General features: G+C 70.1%; 27 protein-coding genes and 1 rRNA gene. 11 read left to right on the forward strand and 17 right to left on the reverse strand.

The window, feature by feature from the left end; genetic code table 11:
* Together ACFVYL_RS02525 and ACFVYL_RS02530 are read right to left on the reverse strand one after the other, a co-directional pair.
* Positions 1-84: ribosomal RNA gene (locus tag ACFVYL_RS02525) — 16S ribosomal RNA — on the reverse strand; the annotation flags it as partial.
* A 565-nt stretch (positions 85-649) separates the two neighbouring features.
* Complete coding sequence (locus tag ACFVYL_RS02530; RefSeq protein WP_389712461.1) at positions 650-1,291, reverse strand: DNA-3-methyladenine glycosylase; 642 nt, start codon at positions 1,289-1,291, stop codon at positions 650-652.
* 161 nt (positions 1,292-1,452) lie between these two features.
* Here ACFVYL_RS02530 and ACFVYL_RS02535 point away from each other — a divergent pair, with 161 nt between their 5' ends.
* From ACFVYL_RS02535 to ACFVYL_RS02545, 3 genes are all read left to right on the forward strand, one after another.
* Positions 1,453-2,235, forward strand: a complete 783-nt coding sequence (locus ACFVYL_RS02535) for a sporulation protein (RefSeq protein WP_389712462.1) — start codon at positions 1,453-1,455, stop codon at positions 2,233-2,235.
* 37 nt (positions 2,236-2,272) lie between these two features.
* Complete coding sequence (locus tag ACFVYL_RS02540; protein WP_389712463.1) at positions 2,273-2,812, forward strand: YbhB/YbcL family Raf kinase inhibitor-like protein; 540 nt, start codon at positions 2,273-2,275, stop codon at positions 2,810-2,812.
* 163 nt (positions 2,813-2,975) lie between these two features.
* A complete protein-coding gene (locus ACFVYL_RS02545; RefSeq protein WP_389712464.1) occupies positions 2,976-3,482 on the forward strand; it encodes an HNH endonuclease in 507 nt (168 codons plus the stop codon).
* A gap of 44 nt (positions 3,483-3,526) precedes the next feature.
* On the opposite strand, the gene ACFVYL_RS02550 is transcribed toward ACFVYL_RS02545, so the two are convergent.
* The 3 genes from ACFVYL_RS02550 to ACFVYL_RS02560 form a co-directional block, all read right to left on the reverse strand.
* Complete coding sequence (locus ACFVYL_RS02550) at positions 3,527-4,465, reverse strand: SPFH domain-containing protein (RefSeq protein WP_389712465.1); 939 nt, start codon at positions 4,463-4,465, stop codon at positions 3,527-3,529.
* A 99-nt stretch (positions 4,466-4,564) separates the two neighbouring features.
* Entirely contained in the window at positions 4,565-4,993 is a 429-nt protein-coding gene (locus tag ACFVYL_RS02555) for an NfeD family protein (RefSeq protein ID WP_389712466.1), read from the reverse strand.
* 45 nt (positions 4,994-5,038) lie between these two features.
* Positions 5,039-5,836, reverse strand: a complete 798-nt coding sequence (locus ACFVYL_RS02560) for an ABC transporter ATP-binding protein (RefSeq protein ID WP_389712467.1) — start codon at positions 5,834-5,836, stop codon at positions 5,039-5,041.
* Between the two features lie 121 nt (positions 5,837-5,957).
* Between ACFVYL_RS02560 and ACFVYL_RS02565 the strand changes: the two genes are divergently transcribed.
* A complete protein-coding gene (locus ACFVYL_RS02565) occupies positions 5,958-6,746 on the forward strand; it encodes a hypothetical protein (RefSeq protein WP_389712468.1) in 789 nt (262 codons plus the stop codon).
* An 83-nt stretch (positions 6,747-6,829) separates the two neighbouring features.
* On the opposite strand, the gene ACFVYL_RS02570 is transcribed toward ACFVYL_RS02565, so the two are convergent.
* The 4 genes from ACFVYL_RS02570 to ACFVYL_RS02585 form a co-directional block, all read right to left on the reverse strand.
* Positions 6,830-7,078: a chaplin gene (locus ACFVYL_RS02570; RefSeq protein WP_389712469.1), complete on the reverse strand. Its 249-nt coding sequence runs from the start codon at positions 7,076-7,078 to the stop codon at positions 6,830-6,832.
* Positions 7,079-7,214: 136 nt separating this feature from the next.
* Positions 7,215-7,460, reverse strand: a complete 246-nt coding sequence (locus ACFVYL_RS02575) for a chaplin (RefSeq protein WP_389712470.1) — start codon at positions 7,458-7,460, stop codon at positions 7,215-7,217.
* Positions 7,461-7,610: 150 nt separating this feature from the next.
* Positions 7,611-8,273 (reverse strand): response regulator, encoded by a 663-nt coding sequence (locus ACFVYL_RS02580; protein WP_389712471.1) that lies wholly within the window; start codon positions 8,271-8,273, stop codon positions 7,611-7,613.
* Entirely contained in the window at positions 8,266-9,411 is a 1,146-nt protein-coding gene (locus tag ACFVYL_RS02585; RefSeq protein ID WP_389712472.1) for a GAF domain-containing protein, read from the reverse strand. Before ACFVYL_RS02585 ends, ACFVYL_RS02580 begins: the two co-directional genes overlap by 8 nt.
* A gap of 426 nt (positions 9,412-9,837) precedes the next feature.
* On the opposite strand from ACFVYL_RS02585, the gene ACFVYL_RS02590 reads away from it, so the two are divergent.
* Complete coding sequence (locus ACFVYL_RS02590; protein ID WP_389712473.1) at positions 9,838-10,557, forward strand: transglycosylase SLT domain-containing protein; 720 nt, start codon at positions 9,838-9,840, stop codon at positions 10,555-10,557.
* A gap of 134 nt (positions 10,558-10,691) precedes the next feature.
* Here ACFVYL_RS02590 and ACFVYL_RS02595 read toward each other — a convergent pair whose 3' ends face one another.
* On the reverse strand, positions 10,692-13,337 hold the full coding sequence (locus ACFVYL_RS02595) for an FHA domain-containing protein (RefSeq protein ID WP_389712474.1): 2,646 nt from the start codon (positions 13,335-13,337) through the stop codon (positions 10,692-10,694).
* A 331-nt stretch (positions 13,338-13,668) separates the two neighbouring features.
* Between ACFVYL_RS02595 and ACFVYL_RS02600 the strand changes: the two genes are divergently transcribed.
* Both ACFVYL_RS02600 and serB read left to right on the forward strand, forming a co-directional pair.
* The gene (locus ACFVYL_RS02600; RefSeq protein WP_389712475.1) at positions 13,669-15,456 is read left to right on the forward strand and encodes a streptophobe family protein; all 1,788 of its coding nucleotides are present in this window, start codon (positions 13,669-13,671) and stop codon (positions 15,454-15,456) included.
* A gap of 198 nt (positions 15,457-15,654) precedes the next feature.
* Positions 15,655-16,869 carry a phosphoserine phosphatase SerB gene (gene serB, locus ACFVYL_RS02605; protein ID WP_389712476.1) on the forward strand — a complete coding sequence of 405 codons (1,215 nt, stop codon included), beginning with the start codon at positions 15,655-15,657 and terminating at the stop codon, positions 16,867-16,869.
* Between the two features lie 81 nt (positions 16,870-16,950).
* Here serB and ACFVYL_RS02610 read toward each other — a convergent pair whose 3' ends face one another.
* The 4 genes from ACFVYL_RS02610 to ACFVYL_RS02625 all read right to left on the reverse strand — a co-directional run bounded on the left by ACFVYL_RS02610 (position 16,951) and on the right by ACFVYL_RS02625 (position 19,542).
* Positions 16,951-17,469, reverse strand: a complete 519-nt coding sequence (locus ACFVYL_RS02610) for a SixA phosphatase family protein (protein WP_389712477.1) — start codon at positions 17,467-17,469, stop codon at positions 16,951-16,953.
* Between the two features lie 121 nt (positions 17,470-17,590).
* Complete coding sequence (locus tag ACFVYL_RS02615) at positions 17,591-17,806, reverse strand: hypothetical protein (protein WP_389712478.1); 216 nt, start codon at positions 17,804-17,806, stop codon at positions 17,591-17,593.
* 268 nt (positions 17,807-18,074) lie between these two features.
* On the reverse strand, positions 18,075-18,191 hold the full coding sequence (locus tag ACFVYL_RS02620; protein WP_107059069.1) for an SGM_5486 family transporter-associated protein: 117 nt from the start codon (positions 18,189-18,191) through the stop codon (positions 18,075-18,077).
* 43 nt (positions 18,192-18,234) lie between these two features.
* Entirely contained in the window at positions 18,235-19,542 is a 1,308-nt protein-coding gene (locus ACFVYL_RS02625; protein ID WP_389712479.1) for a CynX/NimT family MFS transporter, read from the reverse strand.
* A gap of 144 nt (positions 19,543-19,686) precedes the next feature.
* Between ACFVYL_RS02625 and ACFVYL_RS02630 the strand changes: the two genes are divergently transcribed.
* Positions 19,687-20,397, forward strand: coding sequence for a FadR/GntR family transcriptional regulator (locus ACFVYL_RS02630; protein WP_389712480.1), 711 nt, complete (start codon positions 19,687-19,689; stop codon positions 20,395-20,397).
* Here ACFVYL_RS02630 and ACFVYL_RS02635 read toward each other — a convergent pair.
* From ACFVYL_RS02635 to fabG, 3 genes are all read right to left on the reverse strand, one after another.
* The gene (locus ACFVYL_RS02635; protein WP_389712481.1) at positions 20,381-20,704 is read right to left on the reverse strand and encodes a hypothetical protein; all 324 of its coding nucleotides are present in this window, start codon (positions 20,702-20,704) and stop codon (positions 20,381-20,383) included. The genes ACFVYL_RS02630 and ACFVYL_RS02635 overlap by 17 nt on opposite strands.
* Before the next feature lie 147 nt (positions 20,705-20,851).
* On the reverse strand, positions 20,852-21,613 hold the full coding sequence (gene fabI / locus ACFVYL_RS02640; protein WP_389712482.1) for an enoyl-ACP reductase FabI: 762 nt from the start codon (positions 21,611-21,613) through the stop codon (positions 20,852-20,854).
* Between the two features lie 5 nt (positions 21,614-21,618).
* The gene (gene fabG, locus ACFVYL_RS02645; RefSeq protein WP_389712483.1) at positions 21,619-22,338 is read right to left on the reverse strand and encodes a 3-oxoacyl-[acyl-carrier-protein] reductase; all 720 of its coding nucleotides are present in this window, start codon (positions 22,336-22,338) and stop codon (positions 21,619-21,621) included.
* A gap of 207 nt (positions 22,339-22,545) precedes the next feature.
* Between fabG and ACFVYL_RS02650 the strand changes: the two genes are divergently transcribed.
* The 3 genes from ACFVYL_RS02650 (at position 22,546) to ACFVYL_RS02660 (ending at position 25,728) form a co-directional block, all read left to right on the forward strand.
* Complete coding sequence (locus ACFVYL_RS02650; protein ID WP_389712484.1) at positions 22,546-24,072, forward strand: TldD/PmbA family protein; 1,527 nt, start codon at positions 22,546-22,548, stop codon at positions 24,070-24,072.
* Positions 24,073-24,235: 163 nt separating this feature from the next.
* Positions 24,236-24,916: an ANTAR domain-containing protein gene (locus ACFVYL_RS02655; protein ID WP_389712485.1), complete on the forward strand. Its 681-nt coding sequence runs from the start codon at positions 24,236-24,238 to the stop codon at positions 24,914-24,916.
* A gap of 65 nt (positions 24,917-24,981) precedes the next feature.
* A complete protein-coding gene (locus tag ACFVYL_RS02660; protein WP_389712486.1) occupies positions 24,982-25,728 on the forward strand; it encodes an ANTAR domain-containing protein in 747 nt (248 codons plus the stop codon).
* Positions 25,729-25,804 lie beyond the last annotated feature (76 nt).

Here is a 25,804-nt window from a genome sequence, read left to right on the forward strand (position 1 = left end):
CCCCGAAGGGCTTCATCGTTCGACTTGCATGTGTTAAGCACGCCGCCAGCGTTCGTCCTGAGCCAGGATCAAACTCTCCGTGAATGTTTTCCCGTAATCGGGATGACACCACGAGAGCGGAACGGTCGGGAGGAATAATCCCGGCCGTTCACAGCGTCCTCGCTGTGTTGCCTGCACGAAACCCGAAGGCCGTACAGGACTTTTTCAAAGGAACCTCCAACTCGCCGAAGCAAGTCGGGGTATCAACATATCTGGCGTTGACTTTTGGCACGCTGTTGAGTTCTCAAGGAACGGACGCTTCCTTTGTACTCACCCGCAGAACAGTGTCTGGGGTTTTCCTCCGGGCGCTTCCCTTCGGTATTTCGTGTTTCCAACCTTACCAGATCCGTTTTCCGTTCCGTTTCCGGTTCGGATTTCATTTCCGGTGGCCGTTGGAGGGCCTTTGCCTTTCGGCGTGTTCACTACTTTAGCGGATCCCCTCCGCAACTCATAATCGAGTTCCTCGAGTTCGAATTCAGGCATGCAAGCACGCTGAATAAGACCCCGCCGAGGGGAAGTTGTTTGGTAGTGGTTGGCCGCTTCCGTGCCGGCAGACTGCCGTGCCCGGTTCAGGCGACTCGGACCACATTACGGAGGGGCCGGGGCCGCGTCAAGTTCGACGGCGTCGGGGCGTGTGGGCCCGATAAGGGCTCACCGTAGGGTCGTTGGCCGTCCAGAAGCGCCACGGATGGACGCCGCCCTCCCCCGCCACTCCTGTACGCGGACCGTTCATGACCTGGTCGGAAGGGGTAGGTGTGCCCGTCAACACGGTGAACGGGGAGTCCGGGTCTCCGCAGACGTCGCTGCCGTCCAGTCGGCGGTCCACGTCAAGGGCGGTGGCCAGGCGTGCGGGGCCTTTGGCCAGTTCCCTGTCCTTTCGGGCCGAGAGTCGACGGGTGCGGGCCAGCTCGGCGCCCTCCGTGATCTCGCCCGCGCGCAGCAGGACCGCGCCGGCCTTGCCCTCCGGACCGCACACCAGATTCATGCAGTGCCACATGCCGTAGGTGAAGTAGACGTACATATGGCCGGGCGGTCCGAACATCACGCTGTTGCGGGCGGTGCGGCCGCGGTACGCGTGTGAGCCGGGGTCGACCTCTCCCGCGTAGGCCTCCACCTCTGTCAGGCGGACCTCGATCGGGCCGTCCGCCGAGTCTCGTACGAGGATTCGGCCGAGCAGGTCGGGGGCGACCTCGAGGACAGGGCGGTCGAAGAAGTCTCGGGTCAGGGGCGTACGGTCAGTGGCCACGATCATGCCGTACGAGCGTAGTACAGGTGGTATCGGAACGTCGGTGGCCTTCGGACCGCTCGGTCGTCAGGGTGATGCGCGGAACCGGGCACGGTCCCCTCGCGTTTGTACGGATCAAGGATGCAAGTCGAGACGAACCACAGGCGGCGGCCTGGGGCAGGAGAGTCATGGGGTTCAAGAAGCTGCTCGCGAGTCTGGGGGCCGGCGGTGCCTCGGTCGAGACCGTGCTGACCGAGGTCAACGTGGTGCCGGGCGGCGTGGTCCAGGGTGAGGTGCGGATCCAGGGCGGGTCCGTGGACCAGGAGATCGAGGGCCTGTCCGTCGGGCTGCAGGCGCGGGTCGAGGTCGAGGGCAACGACCAGGAGACGAAGCAGGACGTCGAGTTCACCAAGGTGCGGCTCGGTGGCGCTTTCACGCTGCGGGCCGGCCAGGTGCACGCGGTGCCGTTCGGCCTGGAGATCCCGTGGGAGACCCCGGTCACGAGCATCGACGGGCAGCAGCTGCGCGGAATGAACATCGGTGTGACCACCGAGCTGGAGATCGCGCGCGCCGTGGACTCCGGCGACCTCGACCCGATCAACGTGCACCCGCTGCCGGCGCAGCAGGCCATCCTGGACGCCTTCATCCAGCTGGGCTTCCGCTTCAAGAGCGCCGACATGGAGCGCGGTCACATCCGCGGTACGCGGCAGAAGCTGCCGTTCTACCAGGAGATCGAGTTCTTCCCGCCGCAGCAGTACCGCGGTCTCAACCAGGTCGAGCTGAGCTTCGTCGCCGACGACCGGGAGATGGACGTCGTCCTGGAGATGGACAAGAAGCCGGGTCTGTTCAGCGAGGGCAGTGACTCCTTCCGCTCGTTCAAGGTGGGTCTCAACGACTTCCAGGGGACGGACTGGGCCGCGTACCTGAACGAGTGGCTGTCCCAGGTCGGCAGCAAGCGGAACTGGTTCTAGGCTCGGGGCGGACAGCAATCAACCAGGAGGTGCCTACGTGACCGAGCTCAAGAGGCCGCCGCTTCCCCATGACTTCCACCCCTCCGTACCGTCCTTCACGGTCGTGAGCGAGGACTTCGAGCCGGGTGCGGTCCTGAAGGACGCTCAGGTCTACGCGGCCGGGAACACCTCGCCGCAGCTGCGGTGGGAGGGCTTCCCGCCGGAGACCAAGAGCTTCGCCGTGACGTGCTTCGACCCGGACGCCCCTACGGGGAGCGGGTTCTGGCACTGGACCGTCTTCGACATCCCGGTCTCGGTGACGGAGCTGCCGGGCGGTGCGGGCAGCGGCAAGTTCGAGGGGCTGCCCGAGGGCGCGGTGCAGGTGCGCAACGACTTCGGGACGAAGGACTTCGGGGGTGCGGCGCCGCCGCCCGGTGACCGGGCGCACCGCTATGTGTTCACCGTGTACGCGGTGGACCAGGAGAAGCTGGGTCCCGACGCGGACGCCGCTCCCGCGTTCGTCGGGTTCAACCTCCGGTTCCACACGCTCGCGCGTGCGCACGTGATCGCCGAGTACGCCGCTCCCGCGGAGAGCTGAGCGGTCGTGCACTGAGCATTCACCGATTGTTTGCCCGCCTCTGGTCATGGAAGTGATCAGAGGCGGGCATTTTTTATTGCGTTGTCCATCTCGGCGTGCCCGGCCAAAGTTGATCCAAGCCCGCCAGGCGGTGGGCCGGTGCATACGGGAGGTGGGCAGGTTGATGCGGGACACGCTGGTGCTGAACGCGAGCTTCGAGCCGCTCTCGACGGTGTCGCTCAACCGGGCCGTCGTTCTGGTGCTCCAGGACAAGGCCGTGGTCGAGTACGCCCACCCCGGGCTCCGTGTGCGCGCGGCGGCGATCGACATACCCGTACCGCAGGTGATCAGGCTCTGCAGGTATGTGCGGGTGCCGTTCCGAAGACAGGCTCCGTGGTCGAGGCGGGGTGTGCTGGTCCGGGACCGGCACCGGTGCGCGTACTGCGGCCGGCGTGCGACGACGGTGGACCACGTGGTGCCGAGGTCGCAGGGCGGCGCCGACTCCTGGCTCAATACGGTCGCTTCGTGCGCCCTGGACAATCACCGCAAGGCGAACCGGACTCCGGACGAGGCCGGGATGCCGCTGCTGCGGCAGCCGTTCGAGCCGACGCCCGCGGATGCGATGCTCCTGTCGCTGGGCAGGGACGAACTGGCGTCGCTGCCCGAGTGGCTCGCCCAGCCGGCCGCGTAGCGGTTCTTCTTCCACTAATCCGGTCTTAGTCGATTAATCCGGTCTCAGTCGATCGTCGGCTGTTCGCGGCGTTCCTTGCCGGACGAACCGCTGCCCGAACCGCCGCCCATGGGGCCGAAGTTGCCGAGGGCGCCGCCCAGGCCCTTGAGTGCGTCGCCGATCTCGCTGGGCACGATCCAGAGCTTGTTCGCGTCGCCCTCGGCAATCTTCGGGAGCATCTGGAGGTACTGGTAGGAGAGGAGCTTCTGGTCCGGGTCGCCGGCGTGGATGGATTCGAAGACCGTGCGGATCGCCTGGGCCTCACCCTCGGCGCGCAGGGCGGCCGCCTTGGCCTCACCTTCGGCGCGCAGGATCGCGGACTGCTTCTCACCTTCGGCGCGGAGGATCTCCGACTGCCGCACACCTTCGGCCTGGAGGATCGCGGCGCGCTTGTCACGGTCGGCGCGCATCTGCTTCTCCATCGAGTCCTGGATGGAGGTCGGCGGCTCGATGGCCTTGAGCTCAACGCGGTTGACGCGGATGCCCCACTTGCCGGTGGCCTCGTCGAGGACGCCGCGCAGGGCCGCGTTGATCTCCTCGCGGGAGGTCAGGGTCCGCTCCAGGTCCATGCCGCCGATGATGTTGCGCAGCGTGGTGACGGTGAGCTGCTCGATCGCCTGGATGTAGCTGGCGACCTCGTAGGTGGCGGCCCGCGCGTCGGTCACCTGGTAGTAGATGACGGTGTCGATGTTGACCACCAGGTTGTCCTGGGTGATCACCGGCTGGGGCGGGAAGGGGACGACCTGTTCACGGAGGTCGATGCGGTTGCGGATCGAGTCGATGAACGGGACGACGATGTTCAGTCCCGCGTTCAGCGTCCTTGTGTAGCGCCCGAACCGTTCGACGATGGCGGCGCTCGCCTGTGGGATGACCTGGATGGTCTTGATCAGGGCGATGAAGACAAGGACCACCAGAATGATCAGGACGATGATGATTGGTTCCATCGTGGCTCCCCGTACCCTTCATGCCTCGGCGTGTGTCCGCGAAATCTCAAAGATCTTGCTGGTCGAGTCTGTCAGACCGCCGTACTGCCCGTGGGGCATTCACATGACGACGGCCGTCGCTCCGTCGATCTCGACGACATCCACTGCCTGGCCCGCCTCGTAGGCACGGTCGGTGTCGAGCGCGCGGGCCGACCAGATCTCCCCCGCGAGCTTGATGCGGCCGCCCGAGCCGTCGACCCGTTCGAGGACGACGGCGGATCTGCCCCTCAACGCGTCGACCCCGGTGGCCAGTTCGGGGCGCTGGGCGCGGTGTCTGGCCGCCACGGGGCGTACGACGCCGATGAGGGCGACGGAAACCGCCGCGAAGACCACGACCTGCAGCACCGTGCCGCCGCCGAGGCCCGCGGTCACGGACGCCGCGACGGCGCCCACGGCCAGCATGCCGAACTCCGGCATCGCGGTCAGTACGAGCGGAATTCCGAGCGCGGCGGCGCCGATCAGCCACCACACCCATGCGTCGATGTCCACGAGGCCATCGTAGGACCGCCGGTCCCCTCGGGGACAGGGCTCCGATCAGCTGAGCGGAAGGCCCGTGGCGGTCCAGCGGTCGTTCCTCTGCTCGACGACCAGCGGGAGGCCGAAGCAGAGGGAGAGGTTGCGGGAGGTGAGTTCGAGCTCAAGCGGGCCCGCGGCGAGGACCTTGCCCTGCCGGATCATGAGGACGTGCGTGAAGCCGGGGGCGATCTCCTCGACGTGGTGCGTGACCATGATCATCGAGGGGGCGATCGGGTCGCGGGCGAGGCGGCCGAGGCGGCGTACGAGGTCTTCGCGGCCGCCGAGGTCGAGGCCGGCGGCGGGCTCGTCGAGGAGCAGCAGCTCGGGGTCGGTCATCAGGGCGCGGGCGATCAGGGTGCGCTTGCGCTCGCCCTCGGAGAGGGTGCCGAACCTGCGGTCCAGGTAGTCGCTCATGCCGAGGCGGTCGAGGAAGGCGCGGGCGCGCTGCTCGTCCACGTCCTCGTAGTCCTCGTGCCAGCCCGCGGTCATGCCGTACGCGGCGGTGAGGACCGTCTGGAGGACGGTCTGGCGCTTGGGCAGCTTGTCCGCCATGGCCATGCCGGCGACACCGATGCGCGGGCGCAGCTCGAAGACGTCCGTGCCGGGCTTGCCGAGGGTCTCGCCGAGGACGGTGGCGTTGCCGGTGCTCGGGAAGAGGTAGCTGGAGGCGACGTTGAGGAGGGTGGTCTTGCCCGCGCCGTTCGGGCCGAGGATGACCCAGCGCTCCCCCTCCTTCACCGACCAGGAGACCTGGTCCACCAGAGCCCGGCCCTCGCGGACCACAGATACGTCCTCAAGCTCCAGTACATCGCTCATGAGCGCGCTGTCTCCCATTGCAGTCTCGGTCGTCGCTCGCGTCGGTAAACGCGGCCCCCGGATAAAACCTACGCCACTGGTCGGACGTTCCTGTCGCGAGCCCGGTCCTTAGGCTGTGTGCATGCTCTCGGAACCACGCTCAGGACGCCTGGCCGCATGGGGAAACGCCCTTTTGGCCGGACTTGTTTCTCCGGATGACGCGGTGCTCGCGATGGTCGGTGACGACGCGGTGCACCGGGTCGAAGGACTGCCCGGGGAGTCGGGCCCGGTCGGGCTCACGCTCGCCCTGGGGCGGCTGCGCTCGCTGGGGGTGACCGGTCTGCGGGTGGCGCTGCCCGCGCCGGGGCATCCGCTCGGGCTGAGCGGCCCGCCCGAGTTCAACGCGCGTGCCCTGGAGGCGGAGGAGGCCGTCGTCGCGTTCGGCGCGCCGTACGGGCTCGTGCCCGAGGTGTACGAGGCGGGGCCCGAGGGCGACGTACACGTGGAGGTCGTCTGGCACTGCCTGCCCGTGCGCGAGGGGCCGCCCGCCGACGTGCCCTCGCTCGGTGAGGCGGAGCGCGAGCTCGCGGAGGCGCTGCGGGAGGCGACGGAGGTGCTGTCCCGGCTCGATGTCGCGGGGTCGGGTCCGGTCGCACAGGCGGCGCTCGACGCGTACCGGGCGCGGGCGGAGCGGGGCCGTGAGGTGCTCGCTCCCGGCTATCCGCCGCGTGCGGTGCGGGTGTTGGAGCTGGCGCAGCGGGTCGGTCTGCTGATCTCGCTGGCGTACGGGAACGGGCACGGCGGGGCCATCAGCGCGTCGGAGATGGCGGCGCGGGTGGAGGCTTTGCGGCCGGTGGAGCGGACCGCGCGGCGGGCGCAGGTGGCCGCGTACGACTCGGCCGTCGAGGAGCGGGAGCGGGGCGGGCGCTAAGAGCGCACCCTCGTCGCGGGCCGCACAACGCGTTGGGCCCCGCGGACCTCAGTGGTCCGCGGGGCCGTGCCGGGACCGGTGCCTCAGCGGTTCACGGTCGCGTTGGCGAAGGCGGGGTTGAGCACGCCCACGACGTTCACGCTGTTGCCGGTCACGTTGACCGGGACGTGGACCGGGGCCTGGACGAGGTTGCCGGAGCCGACGCCCGGCGACTTGGTGGCGGCGCCGTTGGCCTGGGCGTCGGAGGTGGCGGACGCGACTCCGGCGGAGGCGCCCGCGGCGAGACCGGCGGCGACGACGGCCAGGGCGGTCTTCTTGGCGATGCTGTTCATGGAAAGTGCTCCTCCTGCTGACATGGCGACCCCGGCTGCGGGGTCGAAAGGGTGCGCGGCGCGCTGAGGTTGCGGAGAACGGGACCGGCGGCCCGGAACCGGCCGCCCGGGAGCGGCCGGTGGATCGCGGGTGCGGTCAGACGTTCGTGCAGACGTTCCCGAACGTGGGGTTCAGGGCGCCGATGACGGTGACGGTGTTGCCGCACGCGTTCACCGGGATGTGGACCGGAGCCTGGACCAGGTTGCCGGAGACGACGCCGGGAGAGTTCTTGGCGACACCGTCGGCGTGCGCGCCGCCGTGGGCCGAGGCCATACCGGCGCCGGCCGCGACCAGGCCACCGGCCACCATCGTGACGGCGGTGGCCTTCTTCAGGTTCTTCACTTCTACGTTCCTCCTGAGCGGAAACTGCGGCCAGCCGCCGCAGCACGCACTGGAGAACGCCGGAGCACCCGGCGGGATACGCCAATCGGGGGACATCTACACGACGGTATGAATCTCAGTCCGGAAGGCGACGCTCCGTCCGCGGCCCTGTCAGCCCGCCGCACCGTGGCGGACGGCCCAGAGCGCGGCCTGGGTCCGGTCGGCCAGGTCCAGCTTCATCAGGATGTTCGAGACGTGGGTCTTGACGGTCTTCTCGGAGAGGACGAGGGCGCGGGCGATCTCGCGGTTCGAGCGGCCGTCGGCGATCAGGCCGAGAACCTCGCGCTCGCGCTCGGTGAGCGACCCTCCCCTGCCATGGCTGTTGCCCGCCTCCTCCTGGGACAGCAGCGCGCCCGCCACCTCCGGCTGCAGCAGGACGTGGCCCGCGTGGACGGAGCGGATGGCGCCGGCGAGGGCTTCCGGGTCGACGTCCTTGTACACGTACCCCGCGGCGCCGGCGCGCAGGGCCGGGACGACCGTGCGCTGCTCGGTGAAGCTGGTGACGATGAGGACGCGCGCGGGGTTGGCCAGTTCGCGGAGTTTGCGCAGCGCCTCCACGCCGTCCATGCCGGGCATCTTGACGTCCATCAGGACGACGTCCGGCTTCAGCTCCTCGGCCTGCACGACGCCTTCGGCGCCGTCCGACGCCTCGCCGACGACGTCGATGTCGTCCTGGATCTCCAGGAACGTACGCAAGCCCCGGCGGACCACCTGGTGGTCGTCGACCAGCAGTACCCGGATCCCTGTCCTCGTGTTGAGCACGGCGTCAGCCACCGGGGACCTCCATCTCGATCGTTGTGCCCTTGCCGGGCTCCGATTGCACGGTCAGCCGGCCGCCGACCCCGCTCGCCCGGTCGCGCATGGAGACCAGGCCCAGGTGCCGTCCCGCGCGGCGCACGCCCAAGGTGTCGAACCCCGTGCCGTCGTCGGTGACGCGCAGGACGGCTCCACAGCCGCGCTTGTCCAGGGTGACCATGACGTGCTCCGCGCCGGAGTGTCGCAGGGCGTTGTGCAGGGCCTCCTGGGCGACGCGCAGCATGGCTTCCTCCTGCGAGGCAGGCAGGGCCCGCACGCCATGGCTCTCGAAGGTGACCTGTGCGCCGTGCGCGCGGTGCAGCACCTGGATGTGGGTGCGCAACGTGGCGACCAGGCCGTCCTCGTCGAGCGCGGCCGGGCGCAACTCCACGACGGCCGCGCGCAGTTCGTCGGCGGCTTCGGCCGCGAGCACCGCCACCTGCTGCAGTTCGCCCTTGGCCCGGGACGGATCGCGGTCCACGAGGGCGGTGGCGGCCTGCGCGGTCAGGCGCAGCGAGAATAGCTTCTGGCTGACGGCGTCGTGCAGTTCGTGGGCGAGGCGCGAGCGCTCCTCGGCGATGGTCAGCTCACGACTGCGTTCGTACAGGCGGGCGTTGGTGAGGGCGATGGCGGCGTGCTGGGCGAGGATGGAGAGGAGCTCCGTGTCGTCCTCGGTGAAGCCGCAACCGCCCTGGGGCTTGGGGCAGTTCTTGTTGGCGAGGAAGAGTGCGCCGAGCGTCTCGCCGTCGGAGTGGATGGGCACGCCGAGGAAGTCGGACATCTCCGGGTGGGCGGAAGGCCAGCCTCCGAAGCGGGGGTCCTCGCGCACGTCGCCGAGCCGGACGGTCTCGCCCTTCTGCAGCATCGAGGCGAGGATGCCGTGCTGCCGGGGCAGGGGGCCGATGGCCTTCCACTGGTCCTCGCTGACGCCGTCGACGACGAACTGGGCGAACCCTCCGTGGTCGTCCGGGACTCCGAGCGCGGCGTACTCGGCGTCGAGCAGCTCACGGGCCGAGGCGACGATCGTCTTGAGGACGTCGCGCACCTCCAGGTGCCTGCTCATGGCGAGGAGCGCGGAACTCACCGCGGTCAGGCCGGATCGGGGTCCTTGACTCATGGTCACACCGTACCGGCGGGGTGTGACAGTGCGTATCCGACCTGTGGTGGCCTCCACCTAGGCCCCGGGCCCTAGTCCTCCCGGAGGAGGGTGCTCACTGAGAGCGTTGCGTCGGCAACGCGCGGTGAGACTGTTACCGGCCCGATGTGAGCCCGCGCATAGGACCAACGTCACGTACGAAGACCCCTAGTGGATGAGAGTCCCTTTATGGGGCAGGGATCCGGGCCTGCTGCGGGCCTCCCCGTGCCCCCTGATCCACTACCTGGCATCGTACGTCACGTCTTTGCCACTGAATTTTGCGCCCGCTAACAATTGCTCCCGTCGCTCGGCGCCGCGGTCTGACCACCGCGGCGTTTGTGCCGGAGAAGCAATCTGTCCCCCCGCCGGACCAGAGCGACCTCCGCTATTCGAAGAGGTCCATCTCGCATGTCCAAGCACACCACCCCTGGTCATAGTCGCGCTGCCGTGACCAAGACCCAGAAGTTCTCGATCGCCGGAGTCGCCACGCTCGGCGCCGCCGCCCTCGCGTTCTCCCTCGTGCCGGGCAGCGCCGATGCAGGAACCGAGACCCAGAGCCTCGATGCCGCCCCGGTGGCCTTCAAGCAGAACGTCGAGGCCGAGCAGGCCGTCCGCGCCGGTGTCATCAAGCAGCACAGCAGCGCCGACAAGCAGGCCAAGGACGCCGCCGCGAGGGCCGCCGAGGAGAAGAAGAAGGCCGAGGAGGCCAAGAAGGCGGCCGACGAGGCCGCCGCGAAGAAGAAGGCCGAGGACGAGCGCAAGGCCCAGGAGGCCGCGAGCCGCGCCGCCGCCCGCAAGCCGGTCTACGCCAACAACCTCGACGGCTGGATCCGCCAGTCCCTGGACATCATGAAGTCCAAGGGCATCCCCGGCTCCTACGAGGGTCTGCACCGCAACATCATCCGTGAGTCCGCGGGCAACCCGCAGGCCGTGAACGGCTGGGACATCAACGCCATCAACGGCACCCCGTCGATCGGCCTGCTCCAGGTCATCAAGCCGACGTTCGACGCGTACCACGTCGACGGCACGTCCACGAACATCTACGACCCCGTCGCCAACATCACGGCCGCGGCCAACTACGCCGCCGACCGGTACGGCTCGATGGACAACGTGAATGGCGCCTACTGAGCCTTGATCGCCTGATCAATGGACCTCTTCAGCCGAAGCTGAGGCCCACGGACGCCGAAGGGCGGCACCCCGCGCGGGGTGCCGCCCTTCTCGTGTGCCCGTCTCGTGTGCCCGTCTCGTATGCCCGAAGGCCACTACTTGCGCATGACCTCGGGCTCGTGGCGGCGCAGCAGGCGCGCGACCGCGACGCCGCAGATGATGCCGAGCGCGAGCAGGATCGTGATGTTGATGCCCCACTGCGTGGCCGAGTGCTCCCACAGAGGGTCGAGGTCGCCCGGCTTCTTCGGGTCCCACGGCGGCATCAGGTGGCCGAGGTCGAGCGTGGCGCCCGCGCCCGCGATGGCCCAGCGGGACGGCATCAGCCAGGCGAACTGCTCCAGGCCGGGCGAACCGTAGACCTGGAAGAGGACGCCGGTGAAGACGACCTGGACGATCGCGAACATCACCAGGAGCGGCATGGTCTTCTCGGAGGTCTTCACCAGCGAGGAGATGACCAGGCCGAACATCATCGACGTGAAGCCGAGCGCGATGATCGTCAGGCAGATCTCCGCGGCCGGGGGCATGATCAGGCCCTCTTCCGGCAGGTCGCGCGGGGCGAAGCCGATGCCGCAGATGATGACGCCCTGGATGGCCGTGATGACGCCGAGGACGATGACCTTGGACATCAGGTACGCCGAGCGGGAGAGGCCGGTCGCCCGTTCCCGTTCGTAGATGACCCGTTCCTTGATCAGCTCACGTACGGAGTTGGCCGCGCCGGAGAAGCACATGCCGACCGCGAGGATCAGCATGATCGTGCCGGCGTCGCCGTTGAACTTGACCGGCGGTTTCGGCGGGGCCAGGCCGAAGTCGGCGGGGATGACGACGCTGACGATGCCGAGGACCGCGGGCAGTATCACCATCAGGCCCATGAAGCCCTTGTCGGAGGCGATCACCGACACATAGCGGCGGATCAGGGTCCACAGCTGCGAACCCCAGCCCTGCGGCTTCGGCGGCTTCACCGCCTGGGGCGGCGGCATCTGTACGGACTGCGCGGCGACGGCGTCGATGTCCGCGGCGTACATCTGGTAGTGCTGCGAGCCCTTCCAGCGGCCCGCCCAGTCGTAGTCGCGGTAGTTCTCGAAGGCGGAGAAGACGTCGGCCCAGGTGCTGTAGCCGAAGAAGTTCAGCGCTTCCTCCGGCGGGCCGAAGTACGCCACCGAGCCGCCCGGCGCCATCACCAGGAGCTTGTCGCAGATCGCCAGCTCGGCGACCGAGTGCGTGACGACGAGGACCGTGCGGCCGTCGTCGGCGAGGCCGCGGAGCAGCTGCATGACGTCGCGGTCCATGCCCGGGTCGAGGCCGGAGGTCGGCTCGTCCAGGAAGATCAGCGAGGGCTTGGTGAGGAGCTCCAGGGCGACCGAGACGCGCTTGCGCTGGCCACCGGAGAGGGAGGTGACCTTCTTCTCCTTGTGGATGTCCAGCTTCAGCTCGCGCAGCACCTCGTCTATGCGGGACTCGCGCTCGGCCTCGGTGGTGTCCGCGGGGAAGCGCAGCTTGGCCGCGTACTTGAGGGCCTTCTTGACGGTCAGTTCCTTGTGCAGGATGTCGTCCTGCGGGACCAGACCGATGCGCTGTCGCAGCTCGGCGAACTGCTTGTACAGGTTGCGGTTGTCGTAGAGGACGTCGCCCTGGTTGGCGGGCCGGTAGCCGGTGAGCGCCTTGAGCAGGGTGGACTTGCCGGAACCCGAGGGGCCGATGACCGCGATGAGCGACTTCTCCGGGACGCCGAAGGAGACGTCCTTGAGGATCTGCTTGCCGCCGTCGACGGTGACCGTGAGGTGGCGGGCCGAGAAGGAGACGTCACCGGTGTCGACGAACTCCTCGAGCTGTCCGCCGACGAGGCGGAAGGTCGAGTGGCCGACGCCGACGATGTCGTTCGGGCCGATCAGGACCGTCGAGGACTTCGCGATCGGCTGGCCGTTGACGTACGTGCCGTTGTGGGACCCGAGGTCGTGGAGCTCGAAGCGGCCGTCGGGCGTCGCGGTGAACTCGGCGTGGTGGCGCGAGACCTGCAGGTCGGAGACGACGAGCTCGTTCTCCAGGGCGCGGCCGATGCGCATCTTGCGGCCGAGCGCCAGCTGGTGGAACGTCGTCGGGCTGCGATCACCGTAGACCGGCGGGGCCCCCGCGGCGCCGCCGGAATCCGGAGTCTTCTGCGCGTACGCCTCGGACGGGCCGCCCTGCTGCTGGGGCACGTGCGGCTGGTGCGGCGGCTGCTGCTGTTGCTGTTGCTGTTGCGGCCAACCCTGCTGCTGCGCCTGGTACGGGGCCTGCTGGTGGGGTGCGTGCTGCTGGGGTGCCTGCGGCTGAGCGGCCTGCGCGGCCCAGCCGGGTGCCTCCTGCTGGTGCTGCTGTTGCTGCTGGGGCGCGTGCTGCGGTGCGGCCTGCTGCTGGACGGGCTGCGGCTGCTGGGCGTGCTGCGGCGCGGAGACGGCGGCCGCGCCCGCGACGCCGCCGGACACGTTCACCCGCGGACCGTCGGTCGCGTTGCCGAGGTGCACCGCCGAACCCGGGCCGATCTCCATCTGATGGATCCGCTGGCCCTGCACGAAGGTGCCATTGGTGCTGCCGTGGTCCTCAATGACCCAACTGCGCCCGCTCCAGCTGATCGTCGCATGCCGCCAGGAGACCCTGGCGTCGTCGAGCGAGATATCCCCTTGCGGATCACGTCCGAGGGTGTACGGCCTGGACGCGTCGAGCGTCCAGGTCCTGCCATTCAATTCCAGTACGAGTTCCGGCACTCCATGCCCCACTGAGTTGTCCCCCGAGCTAGCCCCCATCGGTGGGGAGTCTAGGGATGTCGAACATCGGGAGGAACTATTTCAGGCGGAGGCCTCTGACCGAAAGTCGGGCCTTGTGAAGACCGCGTACGGGCGTGAAAGGTTGCCCCGTTGACGGGGAAGATACCGCCCCGGAGAGTGGTAAGAGCCCATCAGTGCATACGGATCATGCTCATTCGGCGCATTTCACCCATCGCGTTCCTCAAGGCCATGTGTCCCATGACTTCTGTGAAACGCATGAAACGCCTGCGCCGTGCGATGGGGTGGCGCACCGCGGTTCGGGGGGTTCCTCATGGCTACCGGCGCATACAAAAGTGAAGGTCGGGGCGTTCGTTGGGGCGATGTGCTGCTCTCCGCGATCGCCGCGGTGAGTTGGGCACTGATCGGTATGGCGGGGGCCGCCGCGCTCGGACTGCACCTGCTCGGCGCCGACGAGGTGGGCTCGCTCGGACCGATGACGGCGGCGACCGTCGCGCTGGGCGCAGGAGGTTCGGTCACCCCGTCCGGCGATGTCTCGGCATTCGGTCTGAAGGGCGCCGAGGCGACCACGACGATCGATATCGCGCCACTCGGCGTGGGCCTGGTGGGCGCGCTCCTCCTCGCCCACTTCTTCCTGCGTTCCCTGCGTGGAGCGGGGGTTGTGGTCACCCCCGCCGAACTCGTCGCGCGCGCGGCGGCGGTGATCACCCTCTTCGTGGCGATGCTCGCGGGGCTCGCCTGGGCCGGTCACGACCTCATCACGATCGACGGCGAGCAGCTCGGCGTCGACAAGGGGATCGAGGACGGGCTCGACCGGCTGCCGGGCGGCATCGGCGACAAGCTGCCCGGCGGGATCGGGGACATCGGCGGGCTCCTGCCCGACCGGCTCGGGGATCTGGCGAAGGCGAAGGCGTCGGTCGGGTTCACCGTGGACACCGGCCCGACGCTGCTCGGCGGCGCGCTCTGGGTGGCCGGGGTGCTGCTCATCGCGCTGCTCGCGTCGCGGCGGACTCCGCTCCCCTCCCGCCTCGGCGGACTGCACCGGGTGGTGCGGCCCGCCGCGTCCGCGCTGGTCACGGTGGTGCTTGTGGCGGTCGCCGCGGGGCTCGCCGCGGCGGCGTACGCGATGGCCGGCGACGACCACCCCAAGCGGATCGCGGGCGCCGCGCTCCTCGGGGCGCCGAACGGCGTGTGGCTGGGCGTCCCCGTCGGGCTCTTCGTGCCGTGGGACGGCAAGGCGACGGGCGCCCTCACACGGTTCCTGCCGGACCCGGTGGACGATCTCCTGGCAGGCCCGTCCGACAAGGCGCTCACGCTCGGCAGGCTCGCCGAACTCGACGGCAGGGTATGGCTGTTGGGCGTCGCGGCGGCCGTGATGATGCTGTTCGCGGGGGTGCTGACAGCGGTGCGGACGCCTTGGGTCCGTGGTGCGGTGTCCGCGGCCGGGCTCGCGGGGCGGTGCGGGGTGCGCCTCGGGGCCGTGACGGCGCTCGGGCTTCCCCTCCTGGCATGGCTGACCGAGGTGTCCGCCGACGCCTCGCTCTCCGTCCTCGGCTTCGACGCGTTCGGCGCGGGGATCGAGCTGCACGGGCGGCTGGGGGCGGCGGCGCTGCTCGGGGCGGCGTGGGGGCTCGGGGCCGGGGCGGCGGGGGCGCTCCTTGCGGTGGCCACGGGGGCGGCGGGGGGCCGGGCTTCGGTCCTCGCCGGAGCCGGGGCCGGGGTTGGGGCCGGGGCTGGAGCTGGGGCCGGGGGCAGGGTCGGGGGTCAGGCTCCGGACGAGGCGGTCTCCGGTGTTCCGTACGGTGCCGGGCCGTACGATCCCGGCGCCTCGGCCGGTCCCGGCACCCCTACCGGTCCCGGCACCCCGGCCGCTCCCGGGCCGTACCACCCCGGCGCCCCGCACCGGCCGCCGAACCCCGGCACCAACCCCTATCTGCGGCCGCCCCGGGACCTCTCAGGAGCGCCGACCGAGGTGGGACCGGTCGTGCCGCCACCGTCGCCACCGCCGCCCTCGGCGAAGCGGCCACGCTCCCGCTCGACGGACTGGCCTCCCCCGCCGCCCCCTCCTCCACCGCCACCCGGGCCACGCAGACCACGCTGACCCCGCCACCTCTGCCCTCCGCCCTCCGCCCGCACCGCTAGTGGCCTGCGGGAACGCCTGCCCACAACGGACAGAAGAGGCCACCACGGACAGAAGGGGCGGGACAGGGGCAAGCCGCGCCACGGCGGAACCCGTGCTGTCCGGCACGCGGACCGTGCCCGCGTCCGCGGGGAGCGTGCGGATACCGTAGGGATCACCATGAGTGCCTCGCAGCCCCCTCAGCCCGCCGACATCCCGACGCTTCTCGTCAAGATCTTCGGCAAGGACCGCCCCGGTATCACGGCCGGTCTCTTCGACACCCTCGCCGCCTACTCCGTCGACGTCGTCGACATCGAGCAGGTCGTCACCCGCGGCCGGATCGTGCTGTGCGCGCTCGTGACCGAGCCGCCCGCCGGTCTGGAGGGCGACCTGCGCGCCACCGTGCACAGCTGGGCGGAGTCCATGAAGATGCAGGCCGAGATCATCTCGGGCATCGGCGACAACCGGCCGCGAGGTCTCGGGCGTTCGCTCGTGACGGTCCTCGGCCACCCGCTCACCTCGGAGTCGACGGCCGCGATCGCCGCCCGCATAACGGCCACCGGCGGCAACATCGACCGTATCTTCCGGCTCGCCAAGTACCCGGTCACCGCCGTCGAGTTCGCGGTGTCCGGCACGGAGACCGAGACCCTGCGCACGGCCCTCGCGACCGAGGCCGCGAAGCTCGGTGTGGACGTCGCGGTCGTCGCGGCGGGCCTGCACCGCCGGGCCCAGCGCCTCGTGGTGATGGACGTCGACTCGACGCTCATCCAGGACGAGGTCATCGAGCTCTTCGCCGCGCACGCCGGCTGCGAGGACGAGGTCGCCGAGGTGACGTCCGCCGCGATGCGCGGCGAGCTGGACTTCGAGCAGTCGCTGCACGCGCGGGTGGCGCTGCTGGCGGGCCTCGACGCGTCGGTCGTCGACAAGGTCCGCTCGGAGGTCCGGCTCACGCCGGGCGCCCGCACCCTCATCCGTACCCTGAAGCGCCTCGGTTACCAAGTGGGCGTCGTATCGGGCGGGTTCACCCAGGTCACCGATGATCTGAAGGAACGTCTCGGCCTCGACTTCGCCCAGGCCAACACCCTGGAGATCGTCGACGGCAAACTCACCGGCAAGGTGACCGGCGAGATCGTCGACCGGGCGGGCAAGGCACGGCTGCTGCGCCGCTTCGCCACGGAGGCCGGGGTCCCCCTGGAGCAGACCGTCGCGATCGGCGACGGCGCGAACGACCTCGACATGCTGAACGCGGCGGGCCTCGGCGTCGCCTTCAATGCCAAGCCCGTGGTCCGCGAGGCCGCGCACACCGCGGTGAACGTCCCCTTCCTGGACACCGTCCTCTATCTCCTCGGCATCACCCGCGAAGAGGTCGAGGCGGCGGACATGCACCTGGACTGAGAGCCTGTCTTTGAACCCCCTACGTCGAGGGGCCCGGCACCGCCACGGTGCCGGGCCCCTTTCAGCATGGGAGGGGAAGAGCTACTCGGACGGCGCCCAGTAGTCGACGAGGGTGGCCACGCCGGGCTCCAGCGCCTTCCACGAGCCGGAGTACGTCAGCACGGCGAAGGCGGCGGTGGGGAATCCCCGGCGGTTCAGCCGCTCTCTGGCGTCGCCCGTGGAGTCCCCGGCGAGGACGTCCGTCAGACCCTGGACCGAGGGGTTGTGGCCGATCAGAACGAGGTTCTGCACGTCGTCCGGGATTTCGTTGAGCACGGCGATCAGCTCACCGGGAGAGGCCTCGTACAGCCGCTCCTCATAGACGGTCTTCGGCCGCTGCGGCAGCTCTTGGACGGCGAGCTTCCAGGTCTCGCGGGTCCGGACCGCGCTCGAGCAGAGGGCTTGGTCGAAGGGAATGCCGCTGTCGGCCAGCTTGCGCCCGGCGACGGGGGCGTCCCGGCGGCCTCGATCGGCGAGCGGCCGCTCGTGGTCGGAAACCTGCGGCCAGTCGGCCTTCGCATGCCGGAAGAGGACAATCCTGCGGGGTTCTGCGACGCTCATGCGTCCCAGCTTCGCATGAAACGTGCCATGGGGCGCAGGGAGTTGGTGCGGTCTCCCGCCAGGAGTGACGGCACCGGTGCCGGGGCCTGTGCCGGACGTCCCGTCACGGGGTCCGGCGGGCTCACGGGGCCGCGCGCAGGACCATCGCCTGTATCCGCTCCAGGAGGTTGGTGACGGCCGGGTCGCCGGCCGCGGCATGCGCGTCCACCGGGTTCAGGATGAGCAGGAGCAGGGCCGCGAAGGCGACGGCGGGCAGGGCGATCGCCCACCATGGGAGCTGGATCTCGATGCTGCCGGACTCCGCCGGGTCGCGCCGGGTGTGCGATCGGGCCGACATGCCGCCTCCGTGGTCCTCGAGTGTCCGTGCCGCGTCTTCGCGGGCACAACTCGAAGTTAGGTGGTCGGCGGCCCTCAGCCCATCCGGGGACCCACCCACTTGACCCTGACACTGACCCCCTAGGGGATGGGGGTGCTAGCCCCACCATCGGCGCCACCACCATCGGTGTCACCGCCACCGGCACCACCGCCGACGGCGCCGTCGGCGCGGCCACCGGTGCCGGAACCCGCCCCACGGAGGTCCGTTCGGGTCATCCGCGAGCCCCGGCTCACGGCGAGGCGATGGAGGCGATGATGCCGATGATCACGGTGATGGCCAGCATCGCGCCGAGCACGATGAGCAGTTTCTTCTGGCCGTTCTGGGGGTTCGGGTCGAGGACGGGCATACGGCCAGTCTCGCACCCATTGCCCGTCCCCCCGCCGTCGGGGTCAGGCCGCGGCGGTCCTGGCCGCCACCTCGTCCTCGACCGTGCGGTTGCGGCCCGCGAGGGTGCCGACGACGATCTGCGGCACCATCAGGCCCGCCATGAGGGCGAGCGGCAGACCCCAGCCGCCGCTGTGCTGGTAGAGCACGCCCACGAGGAGCGGCCCGGGGATCGAGATCAGATAGCCGGTGCTCTGCGCGAAGGCCGACAGCTTGGCCACGCCCACGCTGCTCTTGGCCCGCATCCCGACCATCGTGAGGGCGAGCGGGAAGGCACAGTTGGAGATGCCGAGCAGCAACGCCCAGGCCCACGCGCCGACCTCCGGGGCGAGGTAGAGGCCCGCGTAACCGGCGAGGCCGCACGCGCCGAGGACGACCACGACGGGGCCCTGGTTGGTCAGCCGCGTGGCGACCCTCGGGATGACGAAGGCCAGCGGCACGCCCATGGCCATCGTGACGGCGAGCAGCACGCCCGCCTCGCCCGCGGGGACGCCCGCGTCACGGAAGATCTGCGGCATCCAGCCCATCGTGATGTACGCGGCCGTGGCCTGGAGCCCGAAGAAGACGGCGAGCGCCCAGGCGGTGCGGCTGTGGGTGATGCGCAGTCCGGCGTCCTCCTGCCGCACGGTGGCGCTGATGTGCTCCGGGGCCGCGGCGGAGACCGGGCCCCGCTCGCGGACCAGCGGGATCCACGGCAGGACGGCGACGACGGCCAGCGCGGCCCAGACGACGAGTCCGCCCTGCCAGCCCTTGCCCAGCGCGTCGGCCGTCGGGACCGTGAGGGCCGCCGCGAGGGAGGTGCCGAGTGCCAGTGCCATCGAGTACAGGCCCGTCATCGAACCGACCCGGTCGGGGAACCAGCGCTTGACGATGACCGGCATCAGGACGTTGCTGACCGCGATGCCCATGAGGGCGAGCGCGGTGGCGGCGAGGAAGCCCGCGGTGCCGCCCGCGAAGGGCCGGATCAGCAGGCCCGCGGCGATCGCGGCCATGCCGACGCAGACCACCGCGCTGGGCCCGAAGCGCCGGGCGAACCGGGGGGCCATCACTCCGAAGACCGCGAAGCAGAGGGGCGGTACGGAGGTGAGCAGTCCGGCGAGGGTGCCGCTCATGCCGAGGCCGTCGCGCACGTCTTCGAGCAGGGCGCCCAGGCTGGTGATGGCGGGGCGGAGGTTCATGGCCGCGAGGACGATGCCGACGACGACGAGTCGCGTCGCCCACGCGCGCGTGGGGGCCTGTTTCTCCGCGGCCTCTGACCGTACGGGGGGTATCGCTGTCGGTGCTGTCGTCGTCCCGGTTTCCTCACTAGCCATGGAGCCATCATAGAATCATGGGATGATTGGCTGTCCAATCGGAATACGTCACACCCGGCCCTGCGCCCCCGCCCCACCCCGGCTCACCCCGCTCCGCCTCGCCCCGCTCCGCCTCATCCCACCCGCCCCGTACGAAGGAACGTCATGCCGCTGACCACTCCTCGCCGTTCGGCACTCTCCGAGCAGGTCATCACCGAGCTGCGCAACCAGATCTCCTCGGGCGAGTGGCCGGTCGGCTCCCGCATCCCCACCGAGCCCGAGCTGGTGGAGCAGCTGGGCGTGGCGAGGAACACCGTCAGGGAGGCCGTCCGCGCCCTCGCGCACAACGGCCTGCTCGACATCCGGCAGGGCTCGGGCACGTACGTGGTGGCGACGAGCGAGCTCGCGGGCGTGATGCAGCGCAGGTTCGCCGACGCGGACCCGCGCCACATCGCCGAGCTGCGCAGCACGCTGGAGTCGAGCGCCGCCGAGCTCGCCGCGGAGCGCCGTACCGAGCGCGACCTCAAGCAGCTCGACGCGCTGCTCGTGCGCCGCGAGGAGGCCTGGGCGTCGGGGGACGCGGAGGCGTTCGTGACCGCCGACGCGACCTTCCACATGGCCGTCGTTGCCGCGTCGCACAACGACGTCATGACGGCGCTGTACGCGGACCTCGGCGAGGTCCTGCGGGACTGGCTGCGCGAGGACATCGGCGAGGAGCTGACCCCCGAGTCGCACATGGACCACGCCCGGCTGGTCGACGCGATCCGCGTGGGGGACACGGCGGTGGCCGCCGCCGAGGCCGCGGGCTATCCGTTCCTGTGCCGCCCGGAGCGGTTCACCGAACCCGGCGCCGCTGACGCTACTTCTGGTGGCTGACCCAGACCGAGCGGACCTCTTTCCAGCACCGCCCGGAGAGCCGCACCGTCATCGCGGGCCCGGCCTCGACGGGGCGCGAGTCGCTGTCGATGTCCCACCACCGGGCGCACTCCACGTGCAGCCGGACCCGGTCGGTCTCGGGGTAGGGATTGTGGCAGTACGCGACGACGTCGGGGCCCGCCACGCCCGTACGGCACTCCGAGCCGAAGGGCCGGGGCCGGGGCTTGTCCGGCGCCCCGCGCGCGTGGGGCGCTCCCTGCGGCACGCCGCTCGGCGCGGCGACCACAAGAGCGAGAGCCACGAGCACCGCGGCACCGGAAGGACGCACACTCCAGAGTGCGCGCCGCTCCCCCGCCGCCGCCCGGCCAGGGGGCCGTACGGGTGAGGCCCCGCCTCCCGCGCGCTGCGGGGGACGGGGCCTCGAAACGTCCCGTATACCGGGCGAAGTGCCTGGTCAGGCACCCATCATGTGCACGCCGCCGTCGACGTGGATGATCTCGCCGGTGGTCTTCGGGAAGAAGTCCGAGAGCAGGGCGACGATGCCGCGGCCCGCGGGCTCCGGGTCGGCCATGTCCCAGCTCAGCGGGGAACGGGTGTTCCAGATGTCCGCGAGGTCGGCGAAGCCCGGGATGGACTTGGCGGCCATGGAGCCGATGGGGCCCGCGGAGATCATGTTGCAGCGGATGTTCTCCTTGCCCAGGTCGCGGGCGAGGTAGCGCGAGGTCGCCTCGAGGGCGGCCTTGGCCGGGCCCATCCAGTCGTACTTCGGCCAGGCGTACTGCGCGTCGAAGGTCAGACCCACGACGGAGCCGCCGTTCGGCATCAGCGGGCGGCAGGCCATGGTGAGCGACTTCAGGGAGAACGCCGAGACGTGCATCGCCGTGGAGACGTCCTCGAAGGTCGCCTCCAGGAAGTTGAAGGCGCCCTGCGGGGCGAAGCCGATGGAGTGGACGATGCCGTCCAGACCGCCGAGCTCGTCCTTGACCAGGCCCGCGAGGCGGTCCAGGTGCTCCTGGTTGGTCACGTCGAGCTCGATGACCTTGGCGGGCTTGGGCAGCTTCTTGGCGATGCGCTCGGTGAGCGTGGGGCGCGGGAAGGCGGTGAGGATGACCTCGGCGCCCTGCTCCTGCGCGACCTTGGCCGCATGGAACGCGATGGAGGACTCCATCAGAACGCCCGTGATCAGGATCTTCTTGCCGTCGAGAATTCCGCTCATGGTGATCAGTGACCCATGCCCAATCCGCCGTCAACGGGGATGACGGCTCCAGTGATGTACGAGGCGTCGTCGGACGCGAGGAACCGCACCGCGGAGGCGATCTCCTCGGGCTGCGCGTAGCGGCCGAGCGGCACCTGGGCGACGATGCCCTCGCGCTGCTCGTCCGTCAGCACCTTGGTCATGTCGGTGTCGACAAAACCGGGGGCTACGACGTTGAAGGTGAGGTTGCGCGACCCGAGCTCGCGGGCGAGCGAGCGGGCGAAGCCGACCAGACCCGCCTTCGAGGCGGCGTAGTTCGCCTGTCCCGCACCGCCGAGGAGGCCGACGACGGAGGAGATGAGGACGACGCGGCCCTTCCTGGCGCGCAGCATGCCGCGGTTGGCGCGCTTGACGACGCGGAAGGTGCCGGTGAGGTTGGTGTCGAGGACGGACGTGAAGTCCTCCTCGGTCATGCGCATCAGGAGCTGGTCCTTGGTGATGCCGGCGTTGGCGACCAGGACCTCGACGTTCCCGTGCTTCTCCTCGATCTCCTTGTAGGCCTGCTCCACCTGCTCGGGGTCCGTGATGTCGCACTTGACGGCGAGGACACCGGCGTCGGTGAGTTCCTGCGGTGGCTCACCCGAGCGGAAGGTGATCGCGACCTTGTCGCCGGCGTCGGCGAAGGTGCGGGCGATGGCGAGGCCGATGCCCCGGTTTCCTCCGGTGACGAGAACCGAGCGGCTCAACGGATCACCCTTTCGATAGCTGTCTGGTACCTCGAAAACCTATCGGTACCGTCCTCGATACGGAGAATCGACGACCGACAGTGGCGCAGAGGCCCCGCTGTCAGATCCCTACAGAAAGCCCTGACCTCAGCGCCGGGACCCCTGGCCCCCGAGCCGCCGGAGCGACATGATCGGACCCGACCGGTGCCGAAAGCAGGGGAGACACGCGTGCCTCGTTCCATCGATGAAGCCTTCACGGCGCTGCCGTTGCGCGCGCTCGCCGACGCCGCGCTGGCCCGCGCCCGGGCGCTCGGCGCCGACCACGCGGACTTCCGCCTGGAGCGGGTGCGCAGCGCGTCCTGGCGGCTGCGCGACGCCAGACCGTCCGGCTCCAGCGACAGCACGGACCTCGGGTACGCCGTGCGTGTGGTGCACGGCGGCACCTGGGGCTTCGCCTCGGGCGTCGACATGACCATGGACGCGGCGGCGCGGGTCGCGTCCCAGGCGGTGGCGATGGCCAAGCTGTCCGCGCAGGTCGGCAAGGCCGCGGGCACGGACGACCGGGTCGAGCTCGCGGACGAGCCGGTGCACGCGGACCGGACGTGGATCTCCTCGTACGAGATCGACCCGTTCACCGTGCCGGACGAGGAGAAGACGGGGCTGCTCGCCGACTGGAGCGCCCGGCTGCTCGCCGCGGACGGCGTCGCGCACGTGGACGCCTCGCTGCTCACCGTGCACGAGAACAAGTTCTACGCGGACACGGCGGGGACGGTGACCACGCAGCAGCGCGTGCGGCTGCACCCGGAGCTGACCGCGGTGGCGGTGGACGAGGCGAGCGGTGAGTTCGACTCGATGCGGACGATCGCGCCGCCGGCCGGCCGCGGCTGGGAGTACCTCACGGGTACCGGCTGGGACTGGGACGGCGAACTCGCCATGATTCCCGAGCAATTGGCCGAGAAGATGCGGGCGCCGAGCGTCCGGGCCGGCTCGTACGACCTGGTCGTCCACCCCTCCAACCTCTGGCTGACGATCCACGAGTCCATCGGCCACGCCACCGAGCTGGACCGCGCGCTCGGCTACGAAGCGGCGTACGCGGGTACGTCGTTCGCCACCTTCGACCGGCTCGGCACGCTCGCGTACGGCTCGTCGCTGATGAACGTGACGGGCGACCGGACCGCCGAGCACGGCCTCGCGACCATCGGGTACGACGACGAGGGGGTGGCCGCGCAGTCCTGGGACCTGGTCAAGGACGGCACGCTGGTCGGCTACCAGCTGGACCGCCGCATGGCGAGGCTCACCGGCTTCGAACGCTCCAACGGCTGCGCGTACGCGGACTCCCCCGGCCACGTGCCGGTGCAGCGCATGGCGAACGTGTCGCTCAAGCCGGACCCGGGCGGGCTCTCCACGGACGACCTGATCGCGGGCGTCGACCGCGGGATCTACGTGGTCGGGGACCGCTCGTGGTCGATCGACATGCAGCGCTACAACTTCCAGTTCACGGGTCAGCGGGCCTACGCGATCCGCAACGGCCGCCTCTGCGGGCAGGTCCGGGACTTCGCCTATCAGGGCATCACCCCTGAGTTCTGGGGCTCGATGCAGGCCGTCGGAGGCCCTCAGACCTACGTCCTCGGAGGCGCCTTCAACTGCGGAAAGGCCCAGCCCGGCCAGGTCGCGTCGGTGTCGCACGGGTGCCCCACCGCGGTGTTCCGCGGAGTGAACATCCTGAACACGTCCGAGGAGTCCGGGCGGTCCTGACTCAAGTGTTCTGGTGGATCCCTCTTCCCGGTGGTGGGAGGCGGGGGTTGGGAGGAAGACCCCGCCGGTGCCGCGGGCCGGCGCTACGGTGAAGGTGGCGGTCGGCGCTGCACCGTGGATACGACGCGCCGGGTCTGCTCGGGATGACCGAGGGGGAGCCTGTGTGAACAGTGGTGCGACTGTCCAGGAGTTGCTGGGCAGCCTGGATTCGGCGGAGAACGAGGAACAGCGCCGGACATGGGCGGTTGACTGTGCGCACGCCCTGGGACTTGATGGCGTGGCCGTCTCCTTGAGGGGCGAGCTGATCTGGTTCAGCGATCAGACCAGTGCGCGTCTGGAGGATGTGCAGTTCGTCCTGGGGCAGGGACCCGGTCTGCTCCTCCCCGCAGGGACAGAGGCGCGGGAAGTACCCGACCTCGACCGGCTGCTGATGAAGCACTGGCCGCAGTTCGTGCCCGAGGCACGGAAGCTGGGCGTGGCGGCCGTGTTCGTGTGGCCGGTGCGCGTGGGCGCGGCGCCCCTCGGGACGCTGACCGGCTACCGGCGTTCGGTGGGCGCGCTGAGCGAGAAGCAACGGGCGGAGGGGCGGCTCGTGGCCGACACGCTGGCCGCACATCTGCTGGTGCACTGGCCGGAGACGGCCAACGGGCAGGACGGCCCCGGGCACGCGGGAGCGGTGGACCTGCACCGGGCCGAGGTCCACCAGGCCACCGGAGTCCTGAGCGAGAGACTCGGTGTAGCGATGCCCGAGGCCCTCATCAGGCTGCGGGGACAGGCCTACTCCTCCGGCCAGTCCCTGACGGACACCGCCCGCGCCGTGATCCATCGGGAGCTGCCGTGGTGAGCGCCGGGAATTGTGGCCCTTCGGGGCAGCGGGCATCGTCCGAGGGGGATGTGGGAAGAAGGAGCATGAGCAGGGAAGAGCACATTGCACGCACGTTCGTGGAACTGGCCGACACCCTGGTAGCGGGCTTCGACCTCATCGAATTCCTCCAGCAGATGACCGTCCGCTGCACCGAGCTCGGGGACATCACCGATGCCGCGGTCCTCCTCACCCACCCCGGCTCCCCCCTCTACAGTCCCGCGCCCTGCGACCCCGGCATCGGTCTGCAGCGCGTACTGGAAGTGGCCCTTCAGGAGGGCCCGGGCGTGGAGGCGTACCACAGCGCCCGGCAGGTCGTGCCCGACGTCTCGGCCGACGACACGGCCGCGCGCTGGCCGCGGTTGGTCACGCAGGCCCGGCAGGCCGGTTACGCGCCGCCCAGCGCCGTGCCGATGCGGCTGCGCGAGGACAGCATCGGCAGCCTGCTCCTCTTGCACACCGGCGACCGGTCGCTGGCGGCCGACGACCTGCGGCTCGCCCAGGCGCTCGCCGACGCGGCCACCATCGGCCTGCTGCACGCCCGCACCGTCGGCCGGCAGGAGACCGTCAACACACAGCTGCACACCGCCCTGCAGAGCCGCATCACCATCGAGCAGGCCAAAGGCATCCTGGCGGCCCGCCGCAACATCCCCCTCAACCAGGCCTTCGGCGCCATGCGCCGGTACGCACGCCACCACCGGACCCTGCTCAGCCAGGTCGCCCTGGACGTCATCGACGCCGGACTGCTGCCCGACGTACCGCCCGCCCGGCCGGAGTCGGCAGCGGAGGGGTAGGCCCTGGGACAAGCCGCTGATGCCACGGATGCAGCCCCCGTACGGAGAACAGTCGTACGGAGAACAGAGGGGTCTT

The organism is Streptomyces sp. NPDC058308, assembly GCF_042880275.1.
Lineage (GTDB): Bacteria > Actinomycetota > Actinomycetes > Streptomycetales > Streptomycetaceae > Streptomyces.

Coding starts and splice junctions, on each gene's coding strand:
- ACFVYL_RS02530 (WP_389712461.1), bottom strand. CDS start 1,291: ATGATCGTGGCCACTGACCGTACGCCCCTGACCCGAGACTTCTTCGAC.
- ACFVYL_RS02535 (WP_389712462.1), top strand. CDS start 1,453: ATGGGGTTCAAGAAGCTGCTCGCGAGTCTGGGGGCCGGCGGTGCCTCG.
- ACFVYL_RS02545 (WP_389712464.1), top strand. CDS start 2,976: ATGCGGGACACGCTGGTGCTGAACGCGAGCTTCGAGCCGCTCTCGACG.
- ACFVYL_RS02550 (WP_389712465.1), bottom strand. CDS start 4,465: ATGGAACCAATCATCATCGTCCTGATCATTCTGGTGGTCCTTGTCTTC.
- ACFVYL_RS02560 (WP_389712467.1), bottom strand. CDS start 5,836: ATGAGCGATGTACTGGAGCTTGAGGACGTATCTGTGGTCCGCGAGGGC.
- ACFVYL_RS02565 (WP_389712468.1), top strand. CDS start 5,958: ATGCTCTCGGAACCACGCTCAGGACGCCTGGCCGCATGGGGAAACGCC.
- ACFVYL_RS02570 (WP_389712469.1), bottom strand. CDS start 7,078: ATGAACAGCATCGCCAAGAAGACCGCCCTGGCCGTCGTCGCCGCCGGT.
- ACFVYL_RS02585 (WP_389712472.1), bottom strand. CDS start 9,411: ATGAGTCAAGGACCCCGATCCGGCCTGACCGCGGTGAGTTCCGCGCTC.
- ACFVYL_RS02590 (WP_389712473.1), top strand. CDS start 9,838: ATGTCCAAGCACACCACCCCTGGTCATAGTCGCGCTGCCGTGACCAAG.
- ACFVYL_RS02600 (WP_389712475.1), top strand. CDS start 13,669: ATGGCTACCGGCGCATACAAAAGTGAAGGTCGGGGCGTTCGTTGGGGC.
- serB (WP_389712476.1), top strand. CDS start 15,655: ATGAGTGCCTCGCAGCCCCCTCAGCCCGCCGACATCCCGACGCTTCTC.
- ACFVYL_RS02610 (WP_389712477.1), bottom strand. CDS start 17,469: ATGAGCGTCGCAGAACCCCGCAGGATTGTCCTCTTCCGGCATGCGAAG.
- ACFVYL_RS02615 (WP_389712478.1), bottom strand. CDS start 17,806: ATGTCGGCCCGATCGCACACCCGGCGCGACCCGGCGGAGTCCGGCAGC.
- ACFVYL_RS02620 (WP_107059069.1), bottom strand. CDS start 18,191: ATGCCCGTCCTCGACCCGAACCCCCAGAACGGCCAGAAGAAACTGCTC.
- ACFVYL_RS02625 (WP_389712479.1), bottom strand. CDS start 19,542: ATGGCTAGTGAGGAAACCGGGACGACGACAGCACCGACAGCGATACCC.
- ACFVYL_RS02630 (WP_389712480.1), top strand. CDS start 19,687: ATGCCGCTGACCACTCCTCGCCGTTCGGCACTCTCCGAGCAGGTCATC.
- fabI (WP_389712482.1), bottom strand. CDS start 21,613: ATGAGCGGAATTCTCGACGGCAAGAAGATCCTGATCACGGGCGTTCTG.
- ACFVYL_RS02660 (WP_389712486.1), top strand. CDS start 24,982: ATGAGCAGGGAAGAGCACATTGCACGCACGTTCGTGGAACTGGCCGAC.